Raw genomic sequence first — 22,852 nt, forward strand, 5'->3', positions numbered from 1 at the left:
TACCCACCGGAAAATTAACTACTATGAAAACTTTGGTTGTTGACTCTGAGAACAGCGATTAAACCATTCTTGATACTTGTGCTGTTGGGACTCATTTTCTAGAATAATTGCCAATTTTATCTTCTGGCATCCATGATTTTGCTCTAGCGCGATCGCATTTAAAAGTAAACTAACAATTTTTGGAGAACTAAACTCACCACTGACCATTAAATTACTATCAAAACTTGTAAATTGTGGTGTTTCTCCTGTGGTTAACTCCACACCGGAAATTTCCCCTTGACTTAAATCAATTTCTGCTAGTTGTTTATGTTCTGGGCTAACTTGTTCAATAATCAACTTTTCTCGGCGTACAGGAACCTGTATCATGTAAGTTTCAATTTCTTTACGAAGAATCACCTCTCCTACTTTCTGCTTGCGGTTATTAACAACCAATTTTTCTTCAAGGAGAGAGATAATTTTTTCCTCAACCGTTGTCAAATACTTTGAATTGACAGAGGCATCTTTTTCTAGGTTATGGTCATTTAGTGTTTCCGAGCTTAAATATTCAGGCATATACTCTATTGATGATTTTTCTGTGTTCATATAAGTAGATAAGTAGATTTATGAGTTTTTTGTACAATAGAATTAGTTAGCCCGCCTACGCGGGCTAAGTTAGTGTCACCTCAGCCTTACAGATAGACTGAGGGAAATAATTGTCATTTTTTCAAAACCAGTTATCGTTCTTCAATCGGTAGATTAGGAGAACTTACATCTAACTCTTCACGACGTACTGTTTCTTGAGTTTCAACGTTATCTTGTTCTACAACTTTTTTAACTCTAACTTCTTCTCGGACAAATGCTTCTTTGCGAATTTCAGGTGTTTCTTCGTAAATTTCCATGCGAGTAACTTCACCTTCGCGGAAGTCAGCTTCACGAGCAGAAACAGTTCTACCAGCATCGTCCGGTGTTACACGTTCAATAACTACGTGTTCTCTTTGCACTGGTACTGATACTCGTGCCGTGTCAGTTTCTACGTGCTTACCAACTGTGACTTCGCCAGTTTTGCGGCGTTGTTTATTGGCGATAAGCCTTTCTTCATACAATCTCAGAGTCTGATGATCTTGCTCATTTAAATGGAACAAATCAGGCTCATGTTCGTAGCTATAAGTATCGCGGTTGTAAGTTGATGTAGTAGTTGTGGCTACTCCTAGGGATGATTCTACAGGTACTGATGATTCTACAGGTACTGATGATTCTAGAGGAGCGGTGCGATACTGAGGATTGCGATATACTCCCCGTACCCGTTCTTCGTAGTCGTAATCTGTCGTTAGACGTTCGTTGTATTCTGGTAAATTTTCTGCTTGCTCTCTTGTTAAAGCAAGAGCGTAAACGCGATCAGTATTATACTCGATGCGAGTGCGGCCAATGGGTAGTAATACTTTTTTACCAAAAATCCAGAACCCTAAGTCAACTACTAAATAGCGAAAATGACCTTCATCGTCAACTAAAACATCATTAACATTACCAATCTTTTCGTTAGTTCCTTCGCTGTAAACTGCGAATCCTTTAATATCTTTACCTTCAAAGGCATCGTGGTAATCAGGATCAAACTCTTGTAATTTGTAAAGACCCATTATATTTTTCCTCGAAAATATTATAGAAATAGAATTTCTTGATTTATTTCAATCCTAAACATTTATTCAATTTTCCTCTTCTCCCTATCGACTGAATTGAATTAGGCTATTTTTATCAAAAGTAATATATTTTTATGCTGAAAAGTTATCTTTAGGAATAATAGACAGACGCGGGATTAAGTCGATTCTTGTTTGACAAGTAATTAGATAAATCTGAGAGGATGTTTTAAAAGTCATGAAGTTTACCTAAAAACCTCTCTTCTGCAAGGGAAGAAGCTTTAAAGTTTTTCGATAAACTTATATACGAGTTATATATGAGCTACTTTGTTTATTGTAACTTCATATCATTGAAATTTACTACTATCCATATATCTATGGGTTTAAATCTTTCATTGACACTGTTCCCTGCCCACACAAATAAATATGCCTACGGCTCCTGCAAGGGATACATAAATCAAACAGGATTACTATATATGAATTTAACTCCTAAATACTTACCAATACAGACTAAGAATATTCAAGTTCAAGAAACACCCACTCAAGGTTCACCACTTCAAGATTCATTAATTAATCGAGGTTTGCAAAAAGAACAATATGTTGGTATCTCTATTCTGTTACTGGGATTAATTGCTGTTGTTGGATTTTTAAATCGTAGATTTGAATATGCGTTAATTTTTGCTCTTACCCTTAGTATTATCTTAATTGTGTTTTTTCTCAATGTTTAGAGGGTTAGTGAGAGGTGTTATCTTAACAAACTTGTATTAAATACTACTTTCATGTAATATACTTTATTGTTTGTGAAAATCACCTTTTCTAGGCTTTTCACCCAATTTTCAAAGGATAACAGGCAAAGACCACTGGAAAAATAGCGAATTTTGAGTATCCAAATGGAAATTGCCTGTACGTCTAATCTGTTGTCTTAGCCAGGTGAAAAAATGTTGTTGTTCTTAAAGTTGATTGATTATTTATTAGCGGCTGTTTTTATCAGTGCTGCTATCATCATTTATTTCGATTCCAGTAATCACGAATATCTAATAGCTGGTTCAGCAGCTTTAGCTATTGCAATTTTTTTGTTTCTACTCAATAGAAGCTCAGTTAATAATGCCAATAAAGAAGCAAAAAAGATTGATTTTGAAAAAAAAGCGGAAATTTACACCTCTTTATTAACTCATAATAATTCTTTGGAAAACAATACAATCATCCCTGCTAGAGCCAAGGCTTTAGAGTATTGCCAAGATTTGATTAATGATTATAAAAACGTTAGAAATTGGGCAAGAAATCTTTACTACGTTTTGCAAATTTCTACCGTTGTTTTGTCTGGTGTCACACCAATTTTAGTGTTGGTAGATAAATTAGAAGCAGGACAAGCTTGGCTGAAGTGGCTACCAGTAATCTGTCCGGCTCTGGCTTCTATTATCGCCAGTATAGTCACTTCTTTTCCTTTTCAGAAGAATGCGGTTGCTGCTAACACAATTGTTGAGTTGTTAGAAGCAGAACAAGAGAAGTTTATCTTAGGAATTACACCAGCTTATCGTTGTTATGATGTCACGGATGAATCTGAACAACAACAACGAATAAGCCAATCTGTGGAACAATTTATTACTCAAGTAAATAACATTCACCTGCAACAAGTGCAACAAGCTACTGAACAACAAAAAGATAAAAAGGAGCAAGCACCTAGTGAACAGTCCAGTTCTGATACAAGCCGAAGTGAACAACCAGCTTAAAATGGGTTTGATTAGGCTAATCTACTGAGGTACAAATTTATCTGCGTCTATCTTCTTCTATCTGCGGTTCCATCTTTCTTGCTGTACCTCACGAAGTAGAGGAATTTTGTAAGCGATTAATGAGGGGCTTTCTCTGCCCCTGTTAACGTTTCTAGATTGTGGTTTATTCAATTATTAGATGATGTTGTTTCTGCCATCATAAAAATCATATCTTCCAAAGTTCTTAACAAATCTTGCTCATTATAAGGTTTAGAAAAATAAGCTCGCGCACCTAATTGCATTGCCATTTTGCGATGTTTATTACTACTACGAGAAGTCAACATAGCCACAGGAATGTTTTTTAAATCAGTGTTGGATTTGACACGATCTAAAAAGCTATAACCATCAAGACGCGGCATTTCAATATCACAAATTACAGCTTGGACTTTTAAGCCACTTTCTAACTTTTCCCAAGCATCTTGACCATCTTTAGCCTGTTCAACTTGATACCCTCCTTTTTCCAAAGTTAGAGCTAAATAACGGCGGACATTAATCGAGTCATCGACAATTAAAATCATGCCTTTTTGGTGAGCAGGTCTAGCTATGGGTTTATCTTTTTGTGGTTTGAGAAAAGCAGTTTTTAATCGAGTTGTAGGTAACTTGTTACTTCTGTGAGGACGTTGATTAGTCGTAATCCAAGATACTAATTCGTTGGTATTTACCAGTGGTACTACCCGACCATCACCAAGAATTGTGCAGTTGCTAAAACCGTCAGGTAAAGGTATATTCCCTTCAACTTGGCGAATCGCTACTTCTTGTTCACCCCAGCAACGGTCTACTTGCACAGCTACTGGTTGATGATCGTTTTTGACTATTAACACGCTACTGGCATTAATGCCTGTTGGACTTTCTATGTCTAAACTATTGTAGTGGGAACAATTAAACTCAAAGTAATTACCCAAACGCATTAAAGGTAACATACTATCTTGCCAGTTGAGAAATTCCCCTCCATCCATTGAGAAAACCTGATCGTTTTGCAGTAAAAAGATTTCCGCAACTACATCTGTAGGAACTGCTAAAACCATGCGTTGGTGTCGTCGGCTGCCAGTATCAATCTCTACCAATAACACTCGTGCGACTGACAGTGTAAAGGGTACTGATAAAGTAAAAGTCGTACCAATTCCTGGTTGTGTGTCAACTTTAATATCACCCCGCACCATTGTTAGATTATTGCGAACTACATCCATTCCCACACCACGTCCTGATAAAGCTGTGACTTGATCAGAAGTTGTAAATCCAGGTTCAAAAATCAGTGATAGTAGTTCCTCATCACTAGCACCAGCGATTAGGGCTGTATCCAAACCCATTGTTATCGCACGTTGGCGGATTTTTTCTAGAGAAATGCCTCTACCATCATCACGCATAGTAATGATAGTGCGATCGCTCCGGTGATAGCCTCTAATTTCAATTAATCCTTGTTCTGGCTTCCCTTGAGCGCGACGGGTAGCCGGATCTTCAATTCCATGATCAAAAGCATTACGTAACAAATGCATTAACGGCTCATTCAAAGCCTCTAAAATACTGCGTTCAATTAAAGTTTTCCCACCTTCAATATTTAACTGCACATTTTTGCCATACTCAACATTTAAATCACGAATTGCTCTGGGAAAACGCTCTACCAAATCAGATAAAGGACGCATCCTCACTTGTGTTAACTTTCTCTGGGCTTGCTTGGATGTCTTATTTAGCTTCCGCGCAATTTGATCTGTATCATCAACACTGAGTTGAATATCACTTGTGACTTCTGCTACCTGAACAATAGTTTCCATCACCTCCTGAGACAGCAGGTTTAATTTCTGATATTGATCTACCTCCAAAACATTAACACCTGACTCTGTTGTTGGTGTCTGGTGATTAGCTTCTGACTCTTTTGATGCAGATAACCTAGAAGACAAAGTTTGCGTAATAATTTTTTCATATGCTAAACGCACTTCTTGATGTTCTTGGTCAAGAATTTGCACTCTTTGGCTAAGACCAAAAACCAGTTTTCGTAATCTTTCTAGTTGTAAATTTAGTCCATTTCGCTGGATAATTATTTCTCCAAATAAATCATTAATTTCCTCTAGTTGCTTACTAGGAACTCGCACTGTATTTTCATGAATTTCTTTATCTTTAGAAACAGTGGCGATCTCGCTTTTGCGTTCAATTTGTTTATAATCTGAAGATGGAATTTCTTGAGTAAATGCTATATTTTGTTCAGGAAACTCCACAGCATTAATTTCTGGAGGTAACTCTATCTCTAATGAGCCAAAATCAGTAGTCAGTCCCTCTGCTACCAAGAGATTTTCATTAATTGGGACTATGGCCGAGGTAGAAACCTGCTCTTGAGTATCCCTGACTGCACCCAGATGAATGTCTCTTGGTAAGCTATTTCGTTGATTTGTCAGCACTAAAGCTTGCGATCGCCGCCATGCTTGCAATGCTAACTGGGCAATTTCTACAACCCGCTCTGGAGCAGTTTCTAAGTGATGGTTGACTGATTCACAAAGCTGAGTAAAAGCAGTTAACTGAAGCATTTCTCCCAAACCACCCAACTCCGCAGCCATTAGCCCCACTTCTTGGTGTAACTCCAGTTGAGAACTATTTGCTAACAGAGATTCTAGGCGCTGTAAATACTCTTCCACCTCGGTTTCAAACAATAAAGGGATAATTCCCTGTCCATCTTCTGGGGATAGCATGGTTGTAATATCCTCTGGAGATGGGTCGCCCAAACGCTGATGTAATTCATCAAAAATTGGATAGCAAAAGGTTTTTAACCATTTATCATCTAGAGATTTTCTCTGTGATAACAAATCCACAATTTGCCGTAGCCAATCAACACCAGATAATAATAAACTCTGTAAATGAGTGTCAATTTCTAGAGAATTTTTACTAGTTTTTAAAACCTTAAAAGAATCTTCCAAGCGATGAGCCAAATCACTCAACACCCGAAACCCCATCATCGCTGCGCCACCTTTAATAGAATGAGCGGCTCGCATTGCAGCATTAATCTTATCTAAATCGATATGTCTACTAGTGTCGATTTCTAGCAATATACTTTCTAATGTATTGAGATAATCAGTTGCCTCTTCCAGAAACTGCATCTGGATTTCCAATTCTTTATCATTCGTCATAAATCATTAGTCCTCAGTCATTCAATTTTAGGTTTGGGATTTTAGATTTGGAATTGACAATTTATAACTTGATGCCACTGGGAATTAAAATTAAGTAGGTGGGCGTAAATAATTATCGTTGGGATCAAGCTGCTCTTGCGGGAGTAAAAAAGGGTTTTATTGTGCTGATTTACAGCAGTTTTTATATAATTCGAGTTTGCTCTGTGCTTGAAGCGTGAGGCTGAAAATAGCTACAATGACTAAATCAATTGACTTTAAAAGTCTCGACAGTCTTTTGCAAATGTTGGGAAATCTCCACAGTTTTTTGTAAAGATTCAGAAACTTGGTAAGAAGAATCGCTGGTGTGTTGGCAAATAGCAACAATATCTTTCATCAATTGGCTCGCAACTTGCGATGTTTGTACCTGAGAAACCGTAGCTGTAGAAATTGACTGCACTAAAGTATCTATTTGCTGCGACACATCTAAAATTTCACTCAAACTCTGTTTGGCATCTTCGACAATTTGGGTACTTTCAACTACCTGAATAGTTCCTATCTCCATTGCCTTCACCACTTCGCTGGTTTCTCGTTGAATTTTATCGACAATTTGCTCAATTTCTTGGGTAGCTGCCGCACTCCGAGCCGCTAATTCCCCGACTTCTTCCGCAACTACAGCAAAACCTTGACCTTCTTCCCCAGCCCGTGCTGCTTCAATACCTGCATTAATTGCCAACAAATTAGTTTGCATGGCAATTTGGTTAATTAAAGACACAACACGGGAAATTTGTTGAGAAGATTCTCCCAAATGCCTGACTTTCTTAGCAGTTTCGCCCACTGTTTCTTGCAAAGACAAAATATTTTTTACTGTCAAATCCATCGCTTTTCCACTTTTGATAGCGGTGTGGTTAGCATGATTAGTAATGGCAGTAACTTGTTGAGCGTCATCAGCTACAGCTTGCATGGAACTAGTCATTTGCTCAACTGCTTCTAAGGTGCGATTGATTTCAGAAGCTTGTGTCAGTGCTTCCGCTGCTAAGTGTTGGATAGCATCTTGATTAGAGCCAAGGGCTGTGTTGACTTGCGTAGCAGTCTGTTTGACTTGGGTGACGATATCCCGCAAGCTTTTGACAATTGAGTTGAAAGCATTAGCAACAGTACCAACTTCTCCTGATGTGACATCAGCTTGTACTGTTAAATCTCCCTGAGCAGCACTTTCTACCTCGGTAAGTAACTTCAGAAGTTGTAGATGTAGTGTGTCTTTTTGTAGCCATTCCGGCTCTGAGATAGCTTCTCTATGAGCCTTAATTTCCAACTCTTTGACAGAAACGGGTAATTCATTCTCTCTGGAAATCTCCACAGGAATCTTGATTTCTTCTTCAGCCCGGATTGCGACTACCGCAGATTTATCTAAATTTGGCTTTGTCATTCCCTTGGCTAACCAAGCCACTAGTAATGTCATCAATAATGCTATCAGTGCTGTTCTATGAGCAATAAAAATCAGAAATTGTCTTTGCGGCTCAACAGCTATTTCGGCATCTTGAGCCATCATTACCTGCCAGTTGAGTTGCGGTAAACCTGCTATTTTTCTCAATGGTAAATAACTGACTATTTCTGGCTTTTGATTAATTGTCTGAACTCCTGTTAAATCATTGACATTTTGCCTAGCCAGCAGATTCGCTAAACTAGGATATATTACTGTAGCCTCTTGCCCCAATAAATCTGACTTGGGACTGAGAAATACTTTTCCTGAAGTATCAACTAAAGAATAGTTATTACTATGGGTTACGTAATTTTTAATGAATTCTTCTAACATTTTTAAAGGCATTCGGGTTCGCACTATGGCGATAGTTTTGCCCGTGGCTGCTTCTTTAACTGGTGCAGCTATATAAATTACTAAACCGATATTTTCTAATTTTTCTGGTTGACTAATAACAACAGCGTTTTTTTGCAAAACCTCTTGAAAGTATTGTTGGTTTCTTTCCTGTTGTATGAATTTACCTTGATTTTGCAAAATTACTCGCCCATTGAGATCCAATACTGCTACACTGTCATAGGCTTTATAGGCTGTAATAAAGCGGTTGAATACTACCTGTTTTTGGGTAATAGCAGTGCTTTTACTCACTAGATCATTCGTCAAAAATGGCAGATTAGAGAGGATCTGAATATCTCCATACCTTGCCAACATAAAACGATTAATAGTATCGCTGAAGCTAATTACTTCATTTTCTTGATTTATGATAATTTGCTTAGTAATTGATTTGCTGCCAAAGCTATAGGCGATTATTCCCATTCCCATGACTGGTAATGTACCAATAGCAATTGCAAAAAATATCGCTTTTGTGCTTAATTTAAGTTGCTGCCAATATTTAACTGCATAATTGCCAGAATAATTGTGAGTTTTTTGGGCATCAGACTTACTAGCAATTTCGTTTCTAGAATCACTGACTTTTGATGATGCCATTATAGATGCTTGATTTTTAGGATCACCACTTTGAGTAGTCTTGGTTTTATTAAACATGAAATAATTCCCCTGACGTTATTAAAAATAACAGTAAATAGCGATTTATTTTGATTGGTTAATCACTGCGATTATTACCATAATTTACAATACTCTGTGCATCTAATACAAGTAGAGTTTCTTCTTTTTGATCTACGCAGCCACATAGATAAGGAACCAAACTAGATGCCACTTGTCCTACAGGAGAATGAATATCATCTGACATCAATTTAGTTGTACCTTTAATTTCTTGCACAACTAAGCCCAAAAGCAATGATTCTACTTTAATAACGATGATATTATACTGTCTGAGCCGATGATCTAGGCATTCTAAATTAAACATTTTTGGCAGATCAATTACCCAAATAATCCGACTGCGCCAATTCATTAATCCTAAAATACAGGCAGGCATATTCGGCATGGCAGTCACAGATTCAACTGGTATAATAATTGCTTCTTGGGTATGATTAACTGATAAAACTGCCGTAGTTTGTTGATTCAATTGAAATTTAAGATAGCTATCTCCCGATGAGCTTTGAGTTGGTTGATAGTACAGGTTTATTTTTGAATTTGCCATATATTAAATTGGTTAAATATTGAAGATGTTTAGCTTAGTAAGGGCATCTTTAATTATTAATATCATTTGATTGGTTAAATTCCTATGGCAAATAATCAAAATGGTTCTTCAGTACCTAATATGCAAAATCGAGGCAAAAAAATCCTAGAAACCTTAATCTGTATAAGAAATGAGGCAGAATTTTTAACCTTATTGCCAAATATTGTCTCTTTCCCCTGTTAAGAGTTCCCTGTTCCCTCTTACCGACTGGTAATCTAGCATAACAAGTACCGTAGAGCCATCAAAATCATCATTAGTAAATTTAAACTCCCTAGTTAAAGTTCATGATAAATTCTATCAAACTCTCTATTGCCAGTATTAATAATTTGTCTATTTGACTGGCAATTATTCAATCAGCTGATGTGTTTAGACACCATTTTTAGCAAATCTGCTCTGGTAAAAGGCTTGGTTAAATAGCCTGATGACCTCACAATCTTCGCTTTTGCTTTGTCAATAAAGCCTGTTCTTGCCGTCACCATAATAATGGGTGTATTTTTAAATGCTGAATGCCTCCGTAATAATGAGCAGAGTTCATAACCATCTAAATTTGGCATTTCTACATCTAACAAAATTAAGTCAGGTTTACTCCTGATAATTTGCATTAAAGCTTTAATTGGGTCATTAATCAAGACTACTGCAAATGTTTGTTCATCCAAGAAATGCCTCAGAGAATTCAAAACTGCTTGGCTATCATCTATACAGGCAATTGTATAATAGTTTTTACTAAGAGACGACCGCGTATTTTTGTGATTTTTCTGTTCAGCAAGCGAAATTTTTAGTGATTTTGATGATTTTTCCTCAAGCTGGGTTTCCGGTAATGTCTGAGTTGGTAAACTGCTATTAGATGGCATTACTGGCTTGATATTCTGACGGTAGCGTAACTGCTTTTGACAATGTTCTACGATTAATTGCAAATCTAAATGACAGAATTTTGGTAGTTCATCCCAAGAATTATCGGAATTAAGTTTATAATTACCTTCTTTTAAACAAAGAAATGACTCCAGCACTTCTTTCGCTAATTCTTCTATCAGCATTCCAGCTTGTGCAGAAGTAATATAATCTTGTTGAACTAGCCAGCAAATAGCATGATAATCTGCATTTGCTATGAGGTGAGATTCATTCGGGGCTTGGGAAATCAGCCCCATCTGTTCATAAGTTGCGTTGTCAAAAGTAGGAATTTGCTGATTTAAGCGTTGTAGGTGACTTTCAAGACGCTCAAACACTTTAACGGAATAAGTAGCATAAGTTAGTTTACCGTCTTGTAAATAGATTGACCAAGAAACTCTATTAGTGAATACATTTAAGCATCCTGTCACTCGTCGAGTACTGAGTTGTGCCAACAGGGACAGTGGATGTAGTTTCTGAAACAACCTGTAGCTACCTAGAGAAGTTGTCATCATTGTGCTTTTACTTCAGCTAAATTCCATACTTGTGATTTGAATTTGCATATAGCAGTCCTATCTGATTTGTGATGTAGGATTTTAGCATTGCTACACTCGTACTGATACAGAAAATAGACAAGCTAGGAATAAGCAAAAGATTTGCTCACGAATTATTTAGGATTGCCATAGCATATACTTCACAATTAAAATCAAGTATAAAACATCAAATACTTTGTCATCCTAAATACAAAATTTGATGTTCTAGTTGGTGGTAAAACTCTACAATAACAATATTCTTAACCACTTTTAAGCCCGTAGAGTGTCTGTAGCCTTTCTTTACCCGTTGTTTTTACAGCATATGGAACGGCTTTTTTTAATTGTTCCTGGCCTTCTGTGATCTCTACTTGTAATCTCAGCCGGTGCGTTGCAACTTTATAAGAATGCACTATCCCTTGACAATGGTTTAGAGTAGAATTAGCAACTAAGCTAAAAAAAATTGCCAATGGTGTTTGATCCTGACTTTTTGAATGACAACTCTGAGCAACACCCTAATCAGCTTTTGAACGATCACTTTGGGGAAAATCCGAATCAGTTACTCAAATATTTGCAGCATCAGTCTCCCGAAGTCTTAGCCCGTGTAGCCCAGTCTGTCAGCCCGGAAATTAAACAAATCATTTCTCAAAATGTCCAAGGGCTGGTGGGAATGCTTCCAGGAGAAAGTTTTAATGTGCAAATTACTACAGACCGCGATAACCTAGCAGGGCTGTTAGCATCAGCAATGATGACCGGGTATTTCTTGCGCCAAATGGAACAACGAATGCAATTAGAGCATTTGTCTAATCAATAGTCAAGAGTACAGGCGCGATTGATCAAAGATGACACGGGGACTCAGAGACTCGGAGACTCGGAGCTTTTGATGCGTCTCTGGAACGAAAGTTCCAGGGGTCTGAAACCCCGTCTGAATCTTCTATTCAGACGCTGGAAATTGGGCGGGGTTACAATCGGAGTTTAATTTCTGTCTCCGTGTCACCGCGTCTCTCTCTCCGCGTCTCTTCGTAAACACGTCTGTAATATTAATTACTGGGGCGGATAAGTTCCTGATAGCACTTTGAAGGTTTGAATTTTTCCCTTGCGGTTGACTTCGATTTCTAGAATGTCACCCACTGTACTTGATTCAACAATCTTCTGTACTTGGGCTGTAATTTTCACTACTTTACCGTTAATTTTTTGAATCACGTCTCCAGGAAGTAATCCTCCCTTTTCTGCTGGAGAATTTTTCAAAACTTCCTTAATGACAACACCAACATCTGGCTGAATGTTGAGTTTGTTGACTTGATTCAACTGTTGTTTTTTGGCAGGAGAAAGGTCTGTCATTTCCACTCCCAAAAAGGGATGATCTGCTTTTCCTTTGGTAAATAGCTCATTAGCAATCCGGGCGGCGGTTTCTATGGGGATAGCGAAACCAAGTCCTTGAGCATCGGCGCGGATAGCAGTATTAACGCCGATAACTTCACCTTGGGCATTTAAGAGGGGTCCGCCAGAGTTACCTGGGTTAATGGCGGCATCAGTTTGGATAAAACTAACACGCTTATCGGGAACACCGACTTGGGCGCTGGTGCGATCTGTGGCGCTGATAATGCCGATAGTCACAGTATTATCTAAACCTAAAGGATTACCGATAGCGATCGCCCATTGACCAGGAATTAAGTTTTGTGAATTACCTAACTTCACTGTGGGCAATTTATCAGCCGGAATTTTTACCACTGCTACATCTGTTATAGTATCAACTCCTACTACTTTCCCCTCAAAAGTTCGACCATCTTTGAGGGTAACTTGTACAGTATCTGTCTCGGCTACTACATGAGCATTGGTTAGTAATTCCCCATTTTCGCTCAAAATAAATCCTGATCCTGTACCTCGCTCAATTCTTTCTTCGGGAATTGGTTTTTCATCTTCCCCAAAAAAACGCCGCCATACAGGATTTTTTAAAGCTTCAGAAATCGGATTGGCCACTTTGCGAGTCGCATTAATTCGCACAACCGCTGGCCCTACTTTCTGCACAGCAGTGGCAATAAAATTTACATTATTGCCACCAACAGAATTTCCCACTCCTTCGGTAGGATCAGGCATAACGGATTCTGGAGGTAAAGCCGCTGTGACATTTTTTAACTCTAGAAATGAGGGATTGTGTGGCAAAAGATATCGACTACCAAATACACCAAAACCACCGCCCATTACTACTAAAAACAGATAAACGGCTACTTGCTTCACAGATAACTTCATATTAATTAATTAAGAATAATTGCGCTCACAGCTAGACAGTTACTAATTTCTAAGTGTAGTCAAAAAAGAAGAAAGGGGGCAGGGGGCAGAGAGATATTGTGGGGGAGATAAGTAGGCTGGTGTAAATATTTTTCGTTGGGATCAGGCAGGGGCTTTCTTGCAGGGGGAAAGAGGATTTTAGCCTAGTTCATATTTTTTACATAGTTTGGTTTTTTGCGCCGATCTGCTTAACTTGGAGTTAAGCAAAAAAATATCCTATCTTTAAGATTCCCCAACTAAAATCTAGAATTAGCGCTCTCTGAACTTGTTGACATGACTTTTCCCTATCGTTCAATGTTTTTGTATAGCTTAGTTAGCGCATTGGGGCTAATATCCACAATGCCACAACCACAAAGCGCTAATGCTGCACCAAGTTGTTCAACTCCTGCCCTATCTCGCATTCAACGCCATCAAGTTTCTCGTGGTGAGACTTTAGAGGGCATAGCCCAGGGCTACAAGCTCATGCCAGCAACAATTATCGGCATGAATCCATTTATCAACAACGGGACTGTGAGGGTTGGTACTGAACTTCAGATTCCTCCCTTCAATGGAATTGTAGTAGAAGTACCCCCCACTCAAACTTGGCGACAAGTTGCGGTCAAGTACAAAGTCCGTCCAGATACCCTGTTTGAGATTAATGGTTGTCAACAAAATCCTAGAGTTGTTTTTGTTCCGGTTGTTCCTGGTGTAGCTGGGTCTTCTAATCGTATTATTGCTGCTTCCCCTCCACAAACTGCACCATCTGCAACAATAGCGGGCTATCCTTTATCGAGTGCAACAACTGTAGCTTTACCTTATGGCTGGCAAATCAACCCCATAACCAAGGAAGTTTTTTTTCATAGTGGTGTAGATTTGGTAGCACCAGTGGGTACTCCTGTGGAAGCGATCGCACCAGGTATTGTAGTATTTGCTAAAGACCAAGGTACTTATGGCAAGTTGGTAATTATTAACCACCTTGGCGGATATCAAAGCCGTTACGCCCAGCTTGAGACGATAAATGTCACTTTGGGTCAAAATGTCAAAAAAGGTGACTTACTGGGAACTGTAGGAGCTACAGGACAACCGACTTCTAGAGAACCTCATCTACATTTTGAAATGCGTTCTAACGGTTCCCTGGGTTGGGAAGCTAAAGATCCAAAAAATTATTTAACAAGTGATAAGTGACAGGTGACAGGTGACAGGTGACAGCGGAAGAAAGCAGAGTAAGCAGGGAGAGTAATTTCTAAAATCTGAATTACGAATTACGAATTACGAATTCATCCGTTGATTTAATGATGTGCATTCCTGCTTCTGCAAATCTGGCAAATGTCGCGTTAGCTTGTTCTGTGTAGTCAACTACTCCCGGAACTACAACAGGAGAAGTGCAATCTTCAAGTAGATAGATTTTATTTGTCAGGGTAGGGTCTACTTGTTTTATTTCTGTTAATAAATCATCAATTGTCCAAGCAACACAATGACTTTTAGCTTGTCCTCCAATAATCACCGCATCAAATTCTAAAAGTTGTTTAATTAAATTTTTGTTTTTTTCAGCAATTGGCTTTTCGTCAAAACCTACTAATACTTCTGGACGTAAAATAGAATAATTTTCTGTTAACGGATTTTCACCTTTTAATTCAAATTGAGTTTGACTTTGACGAGCGATACTATGAAAAAATATGGCTTCTTCTACAGATGAAACCAAAGCCTGACCAATTCCGCCTAACATGGAATGATAAGGCCAAACTGTCAGCGGGTATTTCCCATTTTGGCTAAGTTGTTTCACGTAATGAAAAGCTTGTTTTTTTAATAATTCATAATCGCCATTTGTCACACTATTAGCAACTGCTGGGTTAACTTGCCAAATTCCTTGTTCAATATCTGCGGGTGTAATGTTGGTTGCTGCTGGTGTCGGGTGTTCTCCATCTGCATTTATCCAAAAAATAGGATGGAAGATTTGCATTGCTGTATGAGTATCTAGGGTGGGAATAATTTTTGTAATTATGCCCAAGTTGCGATAAATAAATTCACACAATCGGGTGTTATCATCAACTGCACCAGTTCCTGTTTGTCCACCCACATATAATTCAAAATCGGGAATACAAAATGTGTTTTGGACATCTATTAATAATAGACAAATGCGGGTTTTATCTAATGTTGCTGGTTGGATGTTTTGTTGTTTTGCAAATATTTCTGCTTCGGCTGCGCGTTGTTGATAAGGTACACGCCAGACTTCGCCGACTTTTGCAGGGTTGAAGTGTGTGGGAATGGGGAGTTGGGTTGTTGTTTGGGTGTTCATAATTAAATTTTAATCTTGTCTATATATCCCTCTCCTCAGAAACATTTATCTTTTTTGAAAGAGGGTTAAAGCAGATTACAGATAAGTGAGGTATACTCTTGTTTATATCTTCATTTTGGCTACGTTTGATTCGATTAATTCCACGCTTTTAAAAAACAGGTTTACACACTTTTGCGGCTGTACCTCATAAACCTGAAATACACTGTAATTTTGGAAATTTGGATATTTGAGGTTTTCTCAAACTTGCCAATTCCAATGGGAATGCAAATAATGGTCGGTTAAGGTGAAGAAAAACTGAGAAAAAATTAATTTTCTTTTTGATTTGTAATAATTAAAAAACGAGCGCGGAGGGATTTGAACCCCCGACCCACAGGACCGGAACCTGTTGCTCTATCCACTGAGCCACGCGCCCTCAAACATATACCTCATATTATATCATACTTTTTGAATTTGATTACAAGTAATTTGCTGGGTCAACGGGTGTACCATCACGACGGACTTCAAAATGCAGGTGAGGGCCTGTAGATAAGCCTGTAGAACCGACAGATGCGATCGCTTGTCCTTTTTGTACAGCCTGTCCTTCGCTAACATACAACTCACTGCTGTGTCCATAAAGAGTGCTGATACCGTTGCTGTGACTGATAATTACAGCTTTACCATAACCACCATACCAACCTGCAAAAATCACCGTACCTGAATCTGCTGCCCGAATTGTACTACCATAACTGGCTGCAAAATCCAAACCGGCATGAAAGCGACGATAACCGAGAATTGGGTGTATTCTCCAGCCAAAAGGACTGCTGGTGGGTGCGTCGCTGGGAAATGCAAAGATACCCGTACCACGAATCCAAACTTTACTGTTAGCTTTTGCTAGTGCGGCTTCCCTTTCTTTTTCTTGAATCAAAGCTTCTAGATTTTGAGAATCTTTCTCCAGTTGATTTTGTGCAGCTTCTAAAGCCAAGCGATCGCTATTTAAGCGTTGAACTAATTCTGTTTGTGACTGGGCTTGATTTTGATAATCAGCTTTTTGGGCTAGTAATTGTTCTCTAATTAAAGCAATTTGGTTTTTCTGCGCTTCTACTTCTGTTCTTTGTTGAATTAATAAATTTGCTTGTTGAGACAGTCTCGCTAAAATTTGCTGATCTGCTTTATAAACCAACTTCAACTGATAACGACGACTGATAAAATCGCTAATATTTTGACTTTGTAGTAAAACAGCTAATCCCTGAGAAATAGGGGAACGTTGAATATACCGCAATCTTGCGACTGTTGCAACTTGCCGATTTTCATAATCTCTTTCTGAAATAGCTAAATCAGCTTCTAACTGCTGGAGACGTTGGTTAGCTTGTTGTAATCTAAGTTCGCTTTCTTGAATATAGCTATTAGTAGTTTGGATATTTTGCTTGACACCAGTTAGGTGTTTTTGTGCTTCTATTTGTAAATTTGTTAAGCGATTCTGTTCCTGAATTACATTCTCACGTTGTTGCTGAACTTGCTGCTGTTGTTGTTTAAGGGTGTTAATAGAATTTGCAGATACTGGCAACAGTATGAAAACTGTCCAGAAAATGCAACAACAGATCAGAAATAACCACCAGAATCTAATTTGTTTAAAAAATGCCGTTTTCATCTAGTTAAATTCCGCCCAAGCAATGCAGATATGAACAATATTATGCCCAAAATTGGGTAAAATTTAACACCCATCCCCAGATCACCGCCCCAATTTCTTAGATAAGTCGGTGATCTTGTTGTTCAAATCTCATTTAGGATAGCCATATATATGTCAAATTCCATTAACTCGCAACCAGTGCCATGTCAGAGTATTTGTAAAGACTGTGCTTTTTATGTCAAATTAGAATGCACTCACCCTGATGAATCTGGAGTTAATTGTGATACTGTGATTTTCTGCAATTCTTTCACTCCTGCGGAAGAAGTTGACAGTCCTTGTGTTTCTTTTGGTAATGATGATTAATATTAATTAGGTTCGTACTCCCAGCACAAACATCTGAAAAGATTTTATGGTTTTGTTGTTACTGAATCTGGTTGAATTAAAATAGGAATTCCCCCCTTTTCAGAACCGATAACTACAATCTTAGAGTTATTAGATTGAGCAAGTTTTTCTGTAGCTTCAATTGTGCGTAATTGCAGAACTTGGTTAGTGAGTCCACCAGAGATAATTTTTTGAGCATCAGCGATACCTTTCGCTTCTATTGTCTTGCGTTCAGCTTCTTGACGCTCTTTTTCCAACACAAATTTCATCTGTTCATTTTCTTGTTCTGCTTTGAGTTTTTCTTGAATAGCTGTTTGCAGAGTTTCAGGCATTTTCACATTTCTCAAAAGTGCTTGGTCAACTATAAAACCCAAACTTGGTATTTCTTGTATCAGTTGTTGATTAATTTTTTGAACTATTTCTTGGCGTTTTGTTGAGTAAACTGCACTTGCTGGATAGTTTGCTGTAATAGCGCGGACAGTAGAACGAAATCGGGAAATGATCAATTGTTTTTCATCAGTTCCAATTGTTTTATATACTATCGCTGCTTTCTGGGGGTCAAGTCTATATTGAAGACTGACATCAAGATTTAAACTCAAACCTTCTTGAGATGTTGTGTCTATGTTTTCCTTAATATCTTTAAGACGAGTAGAAAAATTCAAAACTTTAGCAAAAGGGTTAACTACGTGGACACCTGAATCGAGGGTATTGTCGGAAACTTTACCAAATAAGTTGACAATACCAACATTCCCCGGTGGAACTATCACCAAAAGTCTGGAAATAGAAGGCATTAGTGCAATAGTACCAATCAATATGGTAATTCCACGTACCGCAAATTGAGTCTTTGCATTGGTTATTCTGCCGGTTTGGAGATATATGAGAATTGCTATGAGACTTGTGAGGAGGGAGAATATAAAGCCCATGAGATTTTCTGTATTGTTAAGATGTTATATATACTTAACATACAAGTATAATAATAAGTTTAAGGTTTGGTTATCAATAAAATCTATTATTCTCAATCTCTGTCCTGTTTACTTAAACGGGTTTCAAAAATATCATGATCTTCTTTCTGTCTTTTGCGTCTAACGCACTTCGTGCTTCGTTGGTGCGTCTTTGCGTGAGACAAAAAACGGAAGGTAGAACCTTCCTGATAGCATTCCCAGTCAGAGACTGGGAACGAGATTAAACTATTTACCGTTATTAATTAGAATGCGTTCAGCTAACTTTTCCGGGACTTCTTGCAAATGATCTTCCAATGAAAAGAAGCAACGCCTAAAGTAAGCGATTTAAGTATAATGATTATATCACCTAATGATTCTATGCGTACCTAAAGAGCTTACCGTAAAATCTCACAATTTATTTGAGGAGGTTGGAATAAAATGACAGCAACTCAACCAACAAACCTGACTAATTCAAATCTTTATAATGAAGACTTTTATCTGTGGATAGAAACAACAGCCAAACAATTAAAAAATGGTAACTTTGCAGAAATTGACTTAACTAATTTAATTGAAGAAATTGAAAGCATGGGGAGAAGTGAAAAAAGAGCATTAAAAAGTAATTTATTAGTTGTATTAATGCACCTACTCAAATATAAATATCAGCCAGAAAAACGCAGCAATAGTTGGTTATCTACTATATTTGAACATAGACGCAGATTGAAAGAAGACTTAACCGAAAGTCCAAGTTTAAAAAAATACTTCTCTGACGTATTTAACGAATCTTATCAAGATGCAAGAAAACAAGCATCCTTAGAAACAGGATTATCACTTGATACTTTTCCTGTAGATTCTCCCTTTACTACAGATGAAACTTTAAATCAAGATTATTTACCAGAACAACATTGATTTTTTTCTTATCTTTTCTCCTTCCTTTGCGTCTTTGCTCCTTTGTGCCTTTGCGCGAAATAAAAAATAAAAAACAGAAGGTAGAACCTTCTAGATAGCATTCCCAGTCAGAGACTGGGAACGAGATTAAACTATTTACTATTACCGTTACCACCATTAGTAGTGAGAATGCGTTCAGCCAGCTTTTCTGGTACTTCTTGCAGATGATCTTGTTCCCAATGGAAAGAACCAACACCAAGAGTAAGCGATCGCAATTCTACAATAAAATTCTGCATTTCCGCTTGGGGTAAATATGCAGCCACATTATCCCAACCTGGCCAATCATGTCTACCTTCATAACCCAAAATCTGCCCCCGTCTACCAGTCAAAAGTTGCAAAACTTTAGAAGTAAACTCACTGGGACTATTCACATCTACCTTTAAAATCGGTTCTAATAAAGTAGGTTGGGCTTGGGTTACTCCCGTCTGCATAGCTAACCGTGCAGCTTGTTTAAAAGCTTGTTCCGAACTATCAACGCTGTGATAAGAACCATTTGTTAATGTCACCGCAACATCTACCATTGGAAAACCCAAAGGCCCGTGGGTGAGAAATTCCCGCACACCCATTTCTACCCCAGGAATGTACTGTCTAGGAACCACACCACCAACAATTTTTTCATTAAAGTTGAAACCTTCCCCTCTTGGTAAAGGTTGAATATCTAAATAAACATCTCCAAATTGTCCATGTCCACCGCTTTGATGTTTATAACGTCCATGCACCGAGTTTACAGGTTTACGAATAGTTTCTTTGTAAGGAACTTGAGGTAAATGAGTAGACATAGGTAAATTATATTTGCGACGTAATCTATCTAAAGCAACTTGCAAATGTATTTCACCTTGTCCCCAAAGGATAACTTCGTGGGTGTCTCCATGTTGTTCCCAAGTTAACGCTGGATCTTCTTCCAATAACTTAGTAATTGCACTGCTGAGTTTTACCTCATCATTGCGTTTTTCAGGTGTAATTGCTAAAGCAAAAACTGGTTCTAATTGTTTAGCTTTGGGTAATTCCATCATTTGGGAATCTGTAGAAAGTGTATCCCCAGTTCTCATTCCTTCCAACCGACTTATAGCCACAATTTCCCCAGCTACAGCTTGATTCACTTGCTGTTGTTGTTGTCCCATTAAACGGTAAAGACCACCAGTACGAACACCATTTAAAACAATACCATCAGTTAATGTTCCTTGCCATACTCGCACTAGGGAAACTTTACCACCTTGAGGAGTGTAAAAAGTTTTGAGAACTTGCGCTAAAGGAGTATCACTGATTTTCTCCAAACGCCGTTCCATTGTTGTTTCTGGTTCCGGTGCTTCTCTAAGTAAAGCTTCTAATAAAGGTCTAACACCAAAGTCTTGTTCTGCAACACCAAAGAAAACAGGTACTACTAAATCAGCACCTAATTCCAGTTTTAAATCTTTGATAATTTCCTCTTGGGAAGGTTCAATGTCTTCTAAAATTTCTTCGAGTAAATGATCGTCAAAATTTGCCAAAGCTTCTAACATTTCTGCTCTGGCTATATGTTCTTCTGCTTTTAAATGTTCTGGAAAAGGTATAGAATCAGCAGGTGAGCCGGCATGATATTGATAAGCTTGTTCACTTACCATATCTATAAATCCTGTGAGTTGTTCCCCCTGCATAATGGGAAATTGGTGCAGCACTAAAGGACGACTAGAAACAGCTTTCAGTGCGTGTAATGTTTCTAAAACGTGAATATTCACCCTATCCATTTTATTCACAAAAACGATATGGGGAATTTCCCAATCATCAAGGAATTTAAATAATGGTGCTAGGGTAAGAACTCTATCTTTGATCGGTTCGCAAACGACAATTGCGGCATCGACTCCCATTAAAGCATTATATGTTTCTTGGGCAAATTCTATAGAACCGGGACAATCTATAAAAGTGAAGCGGGTATTTTCATATTCGGTATTAGCTGCGGATACCTCAACACTCATACGCCGATCTCTTGCTTCGTTGGCGCTATCTCCGACTGTGTTACCATCTTTAACGTTACCTTTGCGAGAAATCGCTCCGGTGACAAATAACAAACTTTCGAGTAAAGTGGTTTTTCCGCTCAAATAAGGGCCGACAATTGCCACATTCCGCGAACCGGATTTTACTTTTTCGTTCATAAATTCTCCTTTGCGGTGATTCCCTGAACCGCATTCTGTGTTTTTCAGGAGTAATTCATTTATGTGGTCAGGAGAATTATTCCTGCTTTAATTTTTTATTATCCTCCTTTTAATCTAAAGATAAAAAAATCGTTGCTTGTTGTAAGATTTAGCTTAAGAAAAGTTAAGTAGTACTAAGTTTTATTCTGAATCTAAACTTTTTGTAAAATAATTCGTTTGTAGCAATATTTTCTATCTAGTAAATTTATGACATTATCATTAAAACAATATCCTCTAATTGGAATTGTCACTTTGCTGGTAATAAATGTAAATATTAGTCCAGTAATTTCAACCTCTCCCCCAATCAACTCAACTCAATTAAATATAAAACCCCTCTTCTACAAGGAGAGAGGCTTTAACTCCCGATTCCCGCGTCGGGAGGTTAGGTCTTTTTTCGCTCAAACTATCAATCGTCAAACGGCGTTAGACAATTTAAATCAAGGCTTACAGGCGATTCAAGGGGGAAAGCTTGAAGATGCAATTACCGCGTTTCGTCAAGCAACTCGATTAGATCCGACCTTAGCACCAGCACACTATAATTTAGGTTTAGCACTGCGACAAGCTGGAAAACTACAACCAGCAGCAGATGCTTTTTATCAAGCTACGCAAACAGATCCTCTATTTGCTCCGGCTTTTGCTAATTTAGGAGGTGCGTTGTTAGAAGGGAATAATTTACAGTTAGCGGTTGATTATTTACAACGGGCGTTACAATTAGATCCGCAACTGGGCTTTGCCCATTATAACTTGGGATTGGTACGAGAAATACAAAAAGATTGGGAGAGTGCGATCGCATCTTTTAAAAAAGCCATCACATATAGTCAAAATTCCCCAGAACCAGCCTATCATTTAGGAATGTCTTATTTGCAACAAGGCAAAATTGAACTCGCACAGGAAGCCTTTACCAAAGCAATCACCATAAATCCCAGATATGCAGAGGCGCATTATAATCTTGGTTCAATTTGGTTTAATCAGGGCAAATTTAACGAAGCATTAGCAGCATTTAGAAAATCAGCCGAAGTAAATTCCAATTATGCTGATGCTTATTATGGTGCAGGATTAGTTTTTATACAATTAAAGCAATATTCAGAAGCAGTTAAAGTATTCCAATATGCCAGAGATTTATATAAAACTCAGAAAAATTCCCAATGGGCAATAAATGCTGAACAATTGTTAATACAAGCACAAAACTTAAATAACAATTAAATAACCAATTAAATAACAAACCACGCTGAGGCGCGAACCTTTAAT

At 38.0% G+C, this 22,852-nt stretch carries 18 protein-coding genes and 1 tRNA gene; 7 read left to right on the forward strand and 12 right to left on the reverse strand.

From position 1 onward, the window contains the following. Positions 1–21 precede the first annotated feature (21 nt). Both H6G59_RS11070 and H6G59_RS11075 read right to left on the reverse strand, forming a co-directional pair. Positions 22–552, reverse strand: coding sequence for a YsnF/AvaK domain-containing protein (locus tag H6G59_RS11070; protein ID WP_190714340.1), 531 nt, complete (start codon positions 550–552; stop codon positions 22–24). Between the two features lie 161 nt (positions 553–713). Continuing rightward, positions 714–1,613: a DUF2382 domain-containing protein gene (locus H6G59_RS11075; RefSeq protein ID WP_190714342.1), complete on the reverse strand. Its 900-nt coding sequence runs from the start codon at positions 1,611–1,613 to the stop codon at positions 714–716. Positions 1,614–2,086: 473 nt separating this feature from the next. Between H6G59_RS11075 and H6G59_RS11080 the strand changes: the two genes are divergently transcribed. Continuing rightward, positions 2,087–2,338, forward strand: a complete 252-nt coding sequence (locus H6G59_RS11080) for a hypothetical protein (RefSeq protein WP_190714344.1) — start codon at positions 2,087–2,089, stop codon at positions 2,336–2,338. Positions 2,339–2,548: 210 nt separating this feature from the next. Beyond that, positions 2,549–3,340, forward strand: coding sequence for a DUF4231 domain-containing protein (locus H6G59_RS11085; RefSeq protein WP_190714346.1), 792 nt, complete (start codon positions 2,549–2,551; stop codon positions 3,338–3,340). Between the two features lie 167 nt (positions 3,341–3,507). On the opposite strand, the gene H6G59_RS11090 is transcribed toward H6G59_RS11085, so the two are convergent. The 4 genes from H6G59_RS11090 to H6G59_RS11105 all read right to left on the reverse strand — a co-directional run bounded on the left by H6G59_RS11090 (position 3,508) and on the right by H6G59_RS11105 (position 10,984). Continuing rightward, positions 3,508–6,492, reverse strand: coding sequence for a hybrid sensor histidine kinase/response regulator (locus H6G59_RS11090; protein WP_190714348.1), 2,985 nt, complete (start codon positions 6,490–6,492; stop codon positions 3,508–3,510). A gap of 244 nt (positions 6,493–6,736) precedes the next feature. Further along, complete coding sequence (locus H6G59_RS11095; protein WP_190714350.1) at positions 6,737–8,989, reverse strand: methyl-accepting chemotaxis protein; 2,253 nt, start codon at positions 8,987–8,989, stop codon at positions 6,737–6,739. A 58-nt stretch (positions 8,990–9,047) separates the two neighbouring features. Further along, positions 9,048–9,545, reverse strand: a complete 498-nt coding sequence (locus H6G59_RS11100; RefSeq protein ID WP_190714352.1) for a chemotaxis protein CheW — start codon at positions 9,543–9,545, stop codon at positions 9,048–9,050. Between the two features lie 392 nt (positions 9,546–9,937). Continuing rightward, entirely contained in the window at positions 9,938–10,984 is a 1,047-nt protein-coding gene (locus H6G59_RS11105) for a response regulator (protein ID WP_190714354.1), read from the reverse strand. A gap of 484 nt (positions 10,985–11,468) precedes the next feature. Between H6G59_RS11105 and H6G59_RS11110 the strand changes: the two genes are divergently transcribed. Beyond that, complete coding sequence (locus tag H6G59_RS11110) at positions 11,469–11,813, forward strand: DUF760 domain-containing protein (protein WP_071189614.1); 345 nt, start codon at positions 11,469–11,471, stop codon at positions 11,811–11,813. A gap of 230 nt (positions 11,814–12,043) precedes the next feature. On the opposite strand, the gene H6G59_RS11115 is transcribed toward H6G59_RS11110, so the two are convergent. Next, on the reverse strand, positions 12,044–13,249 hold the full coding sequence (locus H6G59_RS11115) for an HhoA/HhoB/HtrA family serine endopeptidase (RefSeq protein WP_190714356.1): 1,206 nt from the start codon (positions 13,247–13,249) through the stop codon (positions 12,044–12,046). Positions 13,250–13,561: 312 nt separating this feature from the next. On the opposite strand from H6G59_RS11115, the gene H6G59_RS11120 reads away from it, so the two are divergent. Continuing rightward, positions 13,562–14,452 (forward strand): LysM peptidoglycan-binding domain-containing M23 family metallopeptidase, encoded by an 891-nt coding sequence (locus H6G59_RS11120; protein WP_190714358.1) that lies wholly within the window; start codon positions 13,562–13,564, stop codon positions 14,450–14,452. 70 nt (positions 14,453–14,522) lie between these two features. On the opposite strand, the gene H6G59_RS11125 is transcribed toward H6G59_RS11120, so the two are convergent. The 3 genes from H6G59_RS11125 to H6G59_RS11135 all read right to left on the reverse strand — a co-directional run bounded on the left by H6G59_RS11125 (position 14,523) and on the right by H6G59_RS11135 (position 17,190). After that, the gene (locus tag H6G59_RS11125; protein WP_190714360.1) at positions 14,523–15,563 is read right to left on the reverse strand and encodes a cysteine hydrolase family protein; all 1,041 of its coding nucleotides are present in this window, start codon (positions 15,561–15,563) and stop codon (positions 14,523–14,525) included. Between the two features lie 339 nt (positions 15,564–15,902). Then, positions 15,903–15,975: transfer RNA gene (locus H6G59_RS11130), tRNA-Arg, on the reverse strand. A gap of 42 nt (positions 15,976–16,017) precedes the next feature. Next, positions 16,018–17,190: a murein hydrolase activator EnvC family protein gene (locus tag H6G59_RS11135; protein ID WP_190714362.1), complete on the reverse strand. Its 1,173-nt coding sequence runs from the start codon at positions 17,188–17,190 to the stop codon at positions 16,018–16,020. Positions 17,191–17,340: 150 nt separating this feature from the next. Here H6G59_RS11135 and H6G59_RS11140 point away from each other — a divergent pair, with 150 nt between their 5' ends. Further along, positions 17,341–17,532: a hypothetical protein gene (locus H6G59_RS11140; RefSeq protein WP_190714364.1), complete on the forward strand. Its 192-nt coding sequence runs from the start codon at positions 17,341–17,343 to the stop codon at positions 17,530–17,532. A 44-nt stretch (positions 17,533–17,576) separates the two neighbouring features. On the opposite strand, the gene H6G59_RS11145 is transcribed toward H6G59_RS11140, so the two are convergent. Next, positions 17,577–18,473 carry a prohibitin family protein gene (locus tag H6G59_RS11145; RefSeq protein ID WP_190714365.1) on the reverse strand — a complete coding sequence of 299 codons (897 nt, stop codon included), beginning with the start codon at positions 18,471–18,473 and terminating at the stop codon, positions 17,577–17,579. A gap of 456 nt (positions 18,474–18,929) precedes the next feature. Between H6G59_RS11145 and H6G59_RS11150 the strand changes: the two genes are divergently transcribed. After that, positions 18,930–19,397 (forward strand): DUF29 domain-containing protein, encoded by a 468-nt coding sequence (locus tag H6G59_RS11150; protein ID WP_190714367.1) that lies wholly within the window; start codon positions 18,930–18,932, stop codon positions 19,395–19,397. A gap of 131 nt (positions 19,398–19,528) precedes the next feature. Here H6G59_RS11150 and H6G59_RS11155 read toward each other — a convergent pair whose 3' ends face one another. Next, complete coding sequence (locus H6G59_RS11155; RefSeq protein ID WP_190714369.1) at positions 19,529–21,565, reverse strand: elongation factor G; 2,037 nt, start codon at positions 21,563–21,565, stop codon at positions 19,529–19,531. A gap of 246 nt (positions 21,566–21,811) precedes the next feature. Here H6G59_RS11155 and H6G59_RS11160 point away from each other — a divergent pair, with 246 nt between their 5' ends. Further along, on the forward strand, positions 21,812–22,807 hold the full coding sequence (locus tag H6G59_RS11160) for a tetratricopeptide repeat protein (RefSeq protein ID WP_190714371.1): 996 nt from the start codon (positions 21,812–21,814) through the stop codon (positions 22,805–22,807). Positions 22,808–22,852 lie beyond the last annotated feature (45 nt).

This window comes from Anabaena lutea FACHB-196 (assembly GCF_014698305.1).
GTDB classification, from domain to species: domain Bacteria; phylum Cyanobacteriota; class Cyanobacteriia; order Cyanobacteriales; family Nostocaceae; genus Anabaena; species Anabaena lutea.